This window comes from Microbacterium sp. (assembly GCF_032084865.1).
In the GTDB taxonomy this organism is placed as follows: domain Bacteria; phylum Actinomycetota; class Actinomycetes; order Actinomycetales; family Microbacteriaceae; genus Microbacterium.
The window spans coordinates 9,982-20,082 of sequence record NZ_DAMDLU010000009.1 but is presented as its reverse complement, the minus strand read 5'-3'; the positions used below and the strand labels follow the sequence as shown (position 1 = coordinate 20,082).

At 69.6% G+C, this 10,101-nt stretch carries 5 protein-coding genes and 1 pseudogene; 1 reads left to right on the top strand and 5 read right to left on the bottom strand.

Features of this window, described 5'->3' with window-relative positions:
• Positions 1-842, top strand: an 842-nt coding sequence (locus tag RT309_RS02065) for a carbohydrate ABC transporter permease (RefSeq protein ID WP_396654398.1), incomplete at its 5' end; no start/stop codon positions are given.
• A 6-nt stretch (positions 843-848) separates the two neighbouring features.
• Here RT309_RS02065 and RT309_RS02060 read toward each other — a convergent pair.
• The 5 genes and pseudogenes from RT309_RS02060 to RT309_RS02040 form a co-directional block, all read right to left on the bottom strand.
• Positions 849-1,922 carry a hypothetical protein gene (locus RT309_RS02060; RefSeq protein ID WP_313354877.1) on the bottom strand — a complete coding sequence of 358 codons (1,074 nt, stop codon included), beginning with the start codon at positions 1,920-1,922 and terminating at the stop codon, positions 849-851.
• 60 nt (positions 1,923-1,982) lie between these two features.
• Positions 1,983-2,612, bottom strand: a complete 630-nt coding sequence (locus tag RT309_RS02055; protein WP_313354875.1) for a hypothetical protein — start codon at positions 2,610-2,612, stop codon at positions 1,983-1,985.
• Positions 2,613-2,644: 32 nt separating this feature from the next.
• The gene (locus RT309_RS02050) at positions 2,645-4,282 is read right to left on the bottom strand and encodes an amidohydrolase (RefSeq protein WP_313354873.1); all 1,638 of its coding nucleotides are present in this window, start codon (positions 4,280-4,282) and stop codon (positions 2,645-2,647) included.
• 113 nt (positions 4,283-4,395) lie between these two features.
• On the bottom strand, positions 4,396-9,558 hold the full coding sequence (locus tag RT309_RS02045; RefSeq protein ID WP_313354871.1) for an endo-alpha-N-acetylgalactosaminidase family protein: 5,163 nt from the start codon (positions 9,556-9,558) through the stop codon (positions 4,396-4,398).
• A 293-nt stretch (positions 9,559-9,851) separates the two neighbouring features.
• Positions 9,852-10,101, bottom strand: a pseudogene (locus tag RT309_RS02040) (beta-galactosidase); the annotation flags it as partial.

Here is a 10,101-nt window from a genome sequence, read left to right as displayed (position 1 = left end):
CGCGATCGATCGCCCCCGGCCCCCTGGCCCGCACCTTCGGGGTCATCGCGCTGGTCATCGCGATGCTGTACTTCCTCGTACCGGTGTTCTGGCTGCTGGTGGCGTCGACGAAGAACAACGCCGACCTCACCTCCACCTTCGGGTTCTGGTTCGCCGAGTGGAACCTCGGCGCGAACTACGAGAGCCTGATGGGCTGGACGCAGGGGCTGTTCTGGCGCTGGGTCGCGAACTCGATCCTGTACTCCGTCAGCGCGGGAGTCATCGGCACCCTCGTCGCGGTCATGGCCGGCTATGCGATCGCGAAGTTCGTCTTCCCCGGCCGGCGCATCGCCGTCGGAGTGATCATGGGCGGTCTGCTGCTGCCGGTGGCGCTGCTCACCGTGCCGCTGTACATCGAGTTCCACGCGCTCGGGCTGACGAACACCATCTGGGCCATCATCATCCCCTCGGCGGTGTCGCCGTTCGGCGTCTTCCTCGGCATGGTCTTCGCGCAGTCCTCGGTCCCGACCGAGCTGCTCGAGGCGGCGCGGATCGACGGGGCGGGCGAGATCCGCATCTTCTTCACGATCGTGCTGCGCCTGCTGGGACCCGCGATGGTGACGATCTTCCTGTTCATCTTCGTCGCGACGTGGAACAACTTCCTGCTGCCGCTGCTGATGGTCTCCAGCGCAGAGCTGAAGCCTGTGACACTGGGTCTCTACGGAATGATGAGCTACTTCTCCCCCGACAAGGGAGCCGTCATGCTCGGCGCTCTGCTGGGCGTGGTGCCGCTGATCATCCTGTTCTTCACCCTGCAGCGCTACTGGCGCTCGGGCCTGACGGCCGGGGCGGTCAAGGGCTGACCGACCTCAGACATCGAGCGAAGCGTCTCCACCGGGCAGCTGCCCGGTGGAGACGTTTCGCGTGAAGAGCACAAGCCAGGTGAACACCACCACCACCGCCAGCAGCTCGACCGCCGTGAGGTTGTAGTAGCCGAACGGCACCCAGAGCACCACGATCAGGGCCATCCCGGCGACGAACACGGCGCTGGCCGCGACGAAGGCACGCGGCAGCCCGGCGATGAGGGCAGGGCAGGCCGCGATCAGCGCGACGAAGGCGATGATCAGGCCGATCGAGAAGATGTTGTGCAGCAGCTGGCTGACATCCACCGGAACCGCGCCCACGCCCATGAAGGCCACGCCGACGACGATCAGCAGGGACCGCACGATGCCCACGCCGCGTGCGGGCACCGCGTAGCTGAGGCTGCGCACCCGCAGATCCCGGGTGAGGTACCCGGAGAGCGTGATCAGCACGAGACCGGAGAGGATGACGGTCACGTTGAACGCGTACGACCCGCTCACCTGCCGCATCCCGAGTGCCGAGAAATTGTTCTGCCACCAGAGCTCGTCCTCAGCCGAGAGCATGCTCGAGAGCGTGCCCGCGGCGAGGAACATCGCCAGCAGCGTTGCCACGCGCTGCGTGGTGATGTCGGAGGCCAGCAGCGACAGCGCGTACGTGCTCGCCGCGACCGCGCCGGCGGTGAGCACCGCGGCCGCGAAGGCATCGATCTCGAGGTAGCGGAACGCGAGCTGCGCGATCGAGAACAGGGTGGCGATCAGCAGCATCACCATGCCGCAGGCCGTCAGGGTGAGTCCGACCACGTCGATCGCGCGCCGCAGCCGGGAGCGGCGCGGGACACCGGCCTCCACTCCCCGGCGCCGGTCGGCGCGCACGTAGGTGATCGCGAAGACGGGGATGCCGACGATCCCGGCGACCAGCGCCGCGAACGATCCCACCGGCAGTGCGCCCTCGGCGAGTCCGACCAGGCGTCCTGCGAAGACGATCAGTCCGCCGATCAGCCCGGTCAGAGCGCCGAGACCCGCGACGACGATCGCGCGGGACTCGGCATCGACGCGGACGGCAGCGGCGGCGGAAGAGCTCATCCGCCCATCATCCCAGCGGGCAGGCGCTGCGGGATCGCGCTGGTGCGACAGCATCCGCCCTCACTCCCGGGAGATGACGTCCGACGTGAGCAGGATGACGAACTCCTGGTCGTCAGTGAGCACGTTCAGGTATCCCGAGTCGACGCTCAGCACATAGCCGCGCACCGGCCCGTCCGCTGTGACGATGCGCTCCTCCGGCAGCCACGGGGTGGGGATCACCGCGGCGAGCACGAGCGCAGCCGCGGGGATCAGCCAGACGATGCTGGCCAGCAGGGCGCTCAGACCGCGCCGCAGTCCCCGGGCCCGGGGCAGCAGCCGCGCGAGCGCGAGGATGCCGAACAGCGCGGCCGTGGCAGGCAGCGGCCACCAGATCCGTTCGCTGACGATGAGCCCGACCATCAGGGCGACGCCCAGCCCCGTCAGCAGTGCGAGAGTGGCACGCCGCTCGCGGCCGCCCCACAGGGCCGCCGCCGCCAGCAGCGGCACCGCGCAGGTGATCAGCGCCGCGGTGAGCTGCTCCCCTGCCATCAGCGAGCCGAACAGCAGCGATACCCCGTCGTCGAGGCTCATGGTCGTGCTCACCAGGAACGCCGTGTTCCAGTCGTAGCCGGAGACGGCGAAGATGCGCAGGATGACGAAGCCGAACACCCACACCGCGGCGAAGCCGACACCGTACACGGCTCCGGGCACCGCTGATCCGCTCTGCGCAGGGGCATCCGGTGTCATCGCGCGAACACCGTCCGGCCCGCGACCAGCGTCTGCGACACCGCAATGCCGCTGATCCGGGTGGGATCGACGCGGGTCGGGTCGTCTTCCAGCAGCACCAGGTCAGCGTACTTGCCCACCTCGATCGACCCGGTCATGTCATCCGCCCGGCACTGCCAGGCAGCGTCGATCGTCACGGCGCGCAGCGCAGCCTCGACGGGGATGCGCTCGTCGCCGTCGAGCACATCGCCGTTCTCGGCCATGATGCGCGTCACCGCATCCTCCACGCAGCGCAGCGGCTCCAGCGGGGTGACATTCCAGTCGCTGTGCAGCGAGATGCGCAGCCCGCCGCGCAGGGCGGAGGCGCACGGGTCATAGCGCGCGGTGCGCGCGGGGCCGAGCAGGCGGTCACGGAACGCGGCGCCCCACCAGCGGACGTGTCCGATCAGGAACGACGGCGACAGGCCCAGAGCCGCCATGCGCGCGATCTGCTCGGGGTGCAGGATGCTGCAGTGCTCGAGACGGTGACGGTGATCGTCCCGCGGGTGGGCGCGAAGCACCCGTTCGTACGCGTCGATGGTCGCATCGATAGCGGCGTCCCCGTTGGCGTGCACACCGATCTGCCAGCCATCGGCGTGAGCACGCCCGATGATCTCGGCGAGCTGCTCGGGCGAGTGGTTCAGCGCGCCGCACGAGTGCGTGCCGAGATAGGGCTCGCGCAGGTATCCGGTGCCCGCTTGGTTGGAGCCGTCGGACCACGCCTTGATGCCGTGCACCCGGAACATGTCGTCGCCGTCACCGGGACGCATCCCCAGCTGCGTCCACACGTCGTACGCGGTGGAGACGAGCATGCCCCGGTACCGCACCGGCGAGTCCTCTCCCATCGCGCGGCGCAGCGCGTCGAGGTCGGCCGCGCCGTCCATCGCGCCGATGCTGCAGTCGTGCAGCAGGGTGGCGCCGGTGGAGGCGGCGTGTTCGAGCAGATCCCGGATGCGGCTGGCGAGCCCATCCGTGGTGAGGGGCGGGAAGCCCTTGACGAACGCCGCGACCGCGGATGACTCCTCGAGTCGGCCGGTGAGCTCACCGGCGGCATCCCGCTGATACCGCCCGGCGGGCGGATCATCGCTGTGGCGGTCGATCCCCGCCGCCCGGAGCGCAGCGGAGTTGGCGTACGCGATGTGTCCGTTGCTCTCCAGCACCAGTGCGGGGTGGTCGGGGATGAGCCGGTCGAGCACGTCGCGGTCAAGGCGAGGGTCGCCGGCGGTGATGCTGGGGTCGAACTGCTGGGCCAGCACCCATCCCGTCGAGGACGGCGTCGCAGTGCGCAGACGCTCCCGCATCGCATCGGCGTCCGGCGTCGTCATGGGGCTGATGTCGACCCAGTCGGCGAGCTGGACGAGGGCGGAGTGCATGTGCGGGTCGACGAGTCCAGGCATGAGCGTGCGACCGCCGAGGTCGAGCTGCTCGGTGCGCCGCCCGACGACCTCCCGCACCTCGTCGATCCCACCCGCCGCGACGATCCGTCCGGAGCGGACGGCGACCGCCTCCACGCGGGGACGGCGCGGATCCATGGTCAGCACCGTTCCCCCTGAGAGGACGAAGTCGGCGTCGCCGTCGTCGGGGCCGGGTGCCGGTACGCTCTCGCGCGCAGTCATGCACTCACCTTAGGTGCACGCGCGGCTCGGAGCCCGACCGGACGGCCGTAACCGGAGACAGATGCGTCAACGGCGGCTCCGGACCGTGTCCGGAGCCGCCGTTGACGGGTGTGTCAGCTCGTTCGGCGGCGACGCACCAGGAGCACTCCGCCGAGGGTCATCAGCGCGAGGGCGCCGATGGCGATGCTCGACCACAGGATGCCGTCGAGCCCGGTCATCGGCAGAGTCCCCGAGACGCCGTCGGTCCCGTCCGCTGCGAGCGCGGCCGTGACCGAGAGGTCAGCGCGGGTGATCTCCTCACCGGCGCTGTCCGTCGCGACGAGCGCGTGCCGCCCGACCGGGGTCGTCGCCGGCACGATCACAGTCGCGACTGCGGTGCCGTCCTCGCCGATGCGCACCTCGCCGACCCGCACGGGCTCCGAGTGCAGCCACAGCTGCACCGCGGCGCCGACCTCGAAGCCGCGCAGCTGCACGTCGAGGCTCGCTCCGGCGCGCACCGAATCCACGGCCGGCGTCAGAGTCGGCTCCGATGTCGCCGGAGCCTTCGTGACCTTCAGCTCAGCGGACGCGAGCGTCTCACCGTCCTGACCCTTGACGAGAACACGCCGCGTTCCCGTTGCGGCGTCGGCGGGGATCAGCAGGTTCGTCGACAGGGCACCCTCGGCATCGACGGCGGCCTGCGCGAGGCGCTGATCGTCCAGCCAGAAGGTGACCGCGCTGTCCGGCGCGAAGCCGGTCAGATCGGCCTTGACGGTGCTGCCGGCCGCGACGCTCTTCGTGCCGAGCACCAGCGCGGGGTCGACGGCCGGCGGCGTGCATTCGCCGATCTCGTCGGCGGGGCGTTCGGCGGGCGCATGACCCTCCTGCGCGGCGCCGACACCGTAGATGCCCATCTCGGCTGCCGCAGCGAACGGCGTGCCCGAGATCGACGACAGTGCGGTCACCCGCACGTACCGCGCCTCCGTGCCCTCGAACGACACGTCCTGCTGCTCGGCGACGTTCTTCCACTCGCCCTCGGCGACCTTCGTGAACGTCGTGCCGTCAGCGGACACCTCCACGGTGTACGCCTTGATCGGCCCGTTGGTGTTCGCCGCGCGACGCACGTACGAGACGCCGTCCACCTGTGCGGGTGCACCGAGGTCGAAGGTCAGCGCGTGCGGGTACGACGCCTGGTCCGTACTCCATCGGCTGTGCCAGATCGTCGAGCGATCTCCGTCGAGCACGTTGACCGCGCGCCCGTCCTCACCCGCGGTCTCCTCAGAGCTCGCCGTCACGCCGATCTGCGTGTGCGGGATGCGCGCACGCTGGGCGACGCTCGCGCTCAGCTCGGCGCTGACCGTGCGCACGTCGCAGTCGGCCCGGTAGGTGGCAGCGACCCCGACGGGGATCGTCTTGCCGGCATCCGCGGCGGGAGCAGTGATGAGCCAGACGGTCTGCACGCTCTCGCCGACAGCGACCTCGTCGAACACGTTCGACGAGCCCTCCGCGACCTGCACCTCGTAGCCCTCGGGCAGGTCGAGCTGCACACCGACGTTCTGCACGTCGACGCGCTCGCTGTTGGTGAAGGTCGTCGAGAACGAGGCCTGCGTGCCGGGGCTGAGCACCGCGCCGTCGGCCGTGACCGCAGCACACGGGGTGCCGCCGGGCGTCTCGCCGCGATCGGTGACCGTGAAGTCATCGAGGATGAAGTCCACCGCGGGACCGGCCAGACGCTCCAGCCCGACCCACGTGTAGTCACCGCACCCGACCGCGACGGTCTGCGTGAAACGCTCGGTCTGCAGCGCCTGCGCGATCGGGGTCCGCGACAGCACGGCCGAGCTCAGCTCGCCCCCAGCGATCGTGTCGGTGCCGGCCAGCCAGCGGTAGGCGCCGTCGGCGCCGACCTGGTAGTCGAACGAGATGTCGTAGGTGTGACCCGGCTGCAGAGCCACGAGGGTCGGGTCGGTGCGGTACACGACACCGGTGTTCTCGGAGTGCGACATCAGCGAGCTGCCACCAGACAGCACCGAATCGACCGCCCGGCCGGGCTCGGAGCCCTGCGGGTTGTGCGGCTTCGCCGTGTTGCGCCACTCGGCGCTGGTGTACGGGTCCTGCTTGTGCGAGATGCTCGTGCGCGGGTCGTCGATGCCGTTGGCGTCGCCCTTCACGAACGGACCCCAGCCGGGCTGGTTGCCCTCGAAGTCGTTCGAGTAGACGGTGCCGGCCGCGTGCGGCGCGGTGGTGTCGCGCATGATGCGGGCGTTGTCGACCCGCACCGTGCTCTCACCGTCGGCCGCCGAGACGGCGACCTCGACCTCGCCCGATGCCGGTGCGAGGAACGACACCGCTCCGCGCTGGTAGTGCAGCCCCGACTTCGAGTCCGCGCGCATGTAGTTGTACGTCGGCGAGAGGTTCCACGTGCGGGTGACCGCACCGGCCCCGGCATCGACCGACACGGTCACGTCGCGCAGGGCGTCGTGGCCGATCTGCACCTGAGCCGAGAAGCTGTAGCGCTCGCCGGGGGTCAGCCCGGTGACCGTCTGGCTGATCGACGATTCACCGGCGCCGAGCACGGCGACGTTGTCGCCGGTCGGGTCGGCCTTGCCGTCTCCGTGCGACGTGCGGGCCAGCGAGACATCACCGGACGGATGCCAGGCGTCCAGCGAACCGGAGTTGAACCCCGGGTCATCCAGACCGGCGTCGTGGTACGCGACGCCTGCGCGCTCTGCGCCGCCCTGCGGCACGACCACGTACGCGACGCCGGCCTCGCCGGTGAGCGTGAGCTTGCCGCCGACCGCGTTCGCCGTCGTGACCTTCTCACGCCCCTGATCGGTCAGCTGGAACACGTCGAACGCGGTGTTGCCGCTGAACGCACCGGTCAGACCGAAGGTCTTCTCGCCACCGGACGCCGAGTAGAAGTACATCTTGTCGGCATCGACCGGCGAGCCTGCCTGGTCGTTGGAGTCGAGCGTCTGCCACGGCAGCAGGTACGAGTCCCCGCGCAGCACGGTCGCCCCATCCATGGTGATGACGCGGGTTCCGCCGTCGATCGCGATCTTCACGTCGTCGGTCAGCGTGGCGGCACTGCCCGCCGCGTAGCTGAGCAGGTCGAACTGCTGGATGAACTTGGTCGGCAGGCTCTGGGTCCACACGTTGCCGAGGAAGCCGTCCCAGTTGCTGTTGCCGACCCAGCCCTCGGCGTCGACCAGGCGCTGCTGGCCGAGCAGGGCGTCGTCGTTCCAGATGTCGGCCTGACCGTTCTGGATGAAGCGCACCATCGTCGAGTTGATGCCCTTGTTCGTCTTGCCGCCGTAGGCGAGGTCGTTGGGCCAGTGCGCCCACACCGAGCTGTCGACGAACTTGTCGCCCCACTCGGTCGCGACCTCGAGGTCGAGGTCGTTCAGCTTGTTCGCGAGCTCTTCGGCGACCCAGCCGTTGGAGTAGTACACGTCGACGTAGACGCCGCTGAGGCCCGGGGCCTCGGCCGCCAGCTCCTCGAATCGGTCGAGCACGCGCCCGGTGCCGAGATCGACCTGCTGGTCGATGTAGAACGACTGGTCGAGCCAGTTCCAGCCGGGGCCGTACGGCGCCCCGCCCTGCAGGATCGCGCTGTCGAACGAGTTCGCCTGCGGGTAGATCTCCGTGGCGTTCACGTGCACGCTCATGTCGGCGTTCAGCGCGGCGCCCTCGTCGACGAGGTGATTCAGGTCGCTGAGGCCGCCGGCGCGCTCGTTGTAGTTTCCGCCGTAGTCGGTGTTCGCCGAGTCGTGGCCTTCGCTGCCGTAGCCCTTGTTGAGCACCCACTGCCCGAGACCGTCGGTCTGGTTGGCGATGCGCTTGGTGTTGTCGAGCACGAGGTCGAAGTAGTTCGTCGCGCTCGAGGCGAAGTTGAACGGGATGCGGCTGACCACACGCTCGGCGACGCGCTCGGCTCCCTTGCGGGGCGCGTCGACCTCGCGGTAGCGGATGCCGGCATCCTGCCAGTCGACGACCTCGTCACCGTTGCGGTCGCCGGTGAACATCACGGTCACTCGGGGGAGCTCGTAGGTGGTGACCCGGTCGTCGACCGCGCTGGTGGGATGCACGAGCCAGGCGTTCGAGCCGATCTCGGCGGTGCGGCCGTCGGTGTCGGTGATGCGCGTGGTGAGCCGCGTGTTCCACGAGGCGCTGTTCGCGGATGCCTGCGTCGTCGCGTTCGTGATGATGCTGCCGATCAGCGCGTCGTCGCCGAGGAACGCGTAGGCGGCGCCCTTGTCGCTCGTCGCGGTCGACGAGGTGATGGAGATGTGCTCGTCGGCGTTCGTCGTGCTGTCGGGGCTCACCGTCGTGCGATCCAGCGTCGCGCCGGCACCAGCCGACAGGAACGCATTTCCGGGCACAGCCAGGGTGTTGACGGTGTCTGCGCCGGTGATCTTCGTCACCGCGAAGTGCACGGTGCCGTCGTCGGCGACCCGAACCGTGCTGTGCACGGTGACGTCCACCCCGGCGAGCATCGACACGTAGTCGACCTTCGTGGCCGAGGCGGTCGCGACCGTCTCGGCGGGATAGGTCTTGCCGTTGACGGCCCAGGCGTCGCCACCGGTGCGCTGACCGGCGAATGCCGCCTCGCCGACCTCGTACCCGCGGATCCGCGGGAACGCCTTGTCGACGGATGCCGTGGTGCCGCCGGCCGAGATGCGGTGCACCTCATCGGCCGGGATCTCGGGGGTGGTCGGCTGCTCGGGCTCGGTGATGGGCGGGATCACCTGATCGGAGAGCACCTCGATCTCGCCGGCACCGCCGCCGTTGCCGCTCATGTCCTGAGCTTCGACGATCACCAGGGCGACGAAGCGGCCCGTGACCGCTTCGTCGAGGGCGATCCGCTGCTTCTGGGCGTCGGACGTCGGCGCCTCGAGCTTCCCCGTCGTGACCGGCGCACCCCATCCGCCGTCGGCGGGGGATCCCTTCGCGGTGGCGGAGTCGTCGGTGATGTAGACCTCGACGGTCTTCGCATCGACGCGCTGACCGCGCTTGCCCGAGTAGTCGAGCGCCTTGATCGACACCGCGCGCTGCAGGTCGATGGCGATCCAGTGCGGGAACGGCGCCTTGTTCGCGTAATCCGAGACCCACTGCGTGCTGTAGTCGCCGTCGAACGCCCCGAGGGCCGTTCCGTCGAGCGCGGGGGGCGCGGGGTACGCCGCCGATTCACTGGAGACCGCGTGCAGGCGGTACTCCGTCTTGGGCACGGGCGTCAGGTCGGCGCCCACGGCGGGGACGGCGGCGACGACACCGCCGAACACGAGCGCGCTCGTCAGCACGGAGCCGACGAGGCATCGTGGTCGGGATGGTCTGGCGGGGGATCTCAGCACCATTGGTGGCCTTCCGGTCGATCCGACGCTCCAGCAACAGGCGCGTCGGTGCGCATGGTCGACACCCGGGAGAAGTGGGTGTTTGCGCAATCACCCTACGGGTAATGCTCGTTGGTGACAAGATCTCGCATCAAATGTGCGCAAACAATCACTTCGTCACGCGCCCGTGAACGCACGACCGCCCCGCCCGGGATGCTGATCGACATCCGGGCGGGGCGGTTCATGACGGAACGGAAGGGCGATCAGGTGCCGATGAACTCCTCGGTCGCACCGAAGGCGGGCTGCTCGCGGATCTCGACACGCGCGGGCAGGCGGTCGGTGTCGAGCACGACGATCTCGTTCTCACCCGCACGCCAGAGCGGGGCAGGGGCGTACAGCGTCTCCTGCGGACCGCGCTCCCAGTAGCGGCCGAGCAGGAAGCCGTTGATCCACACCACTCCCTTGGTCCAGCCCACCGTGCGGAGGAAGTGGTCGGCCCCCGCGCGCGAGTCG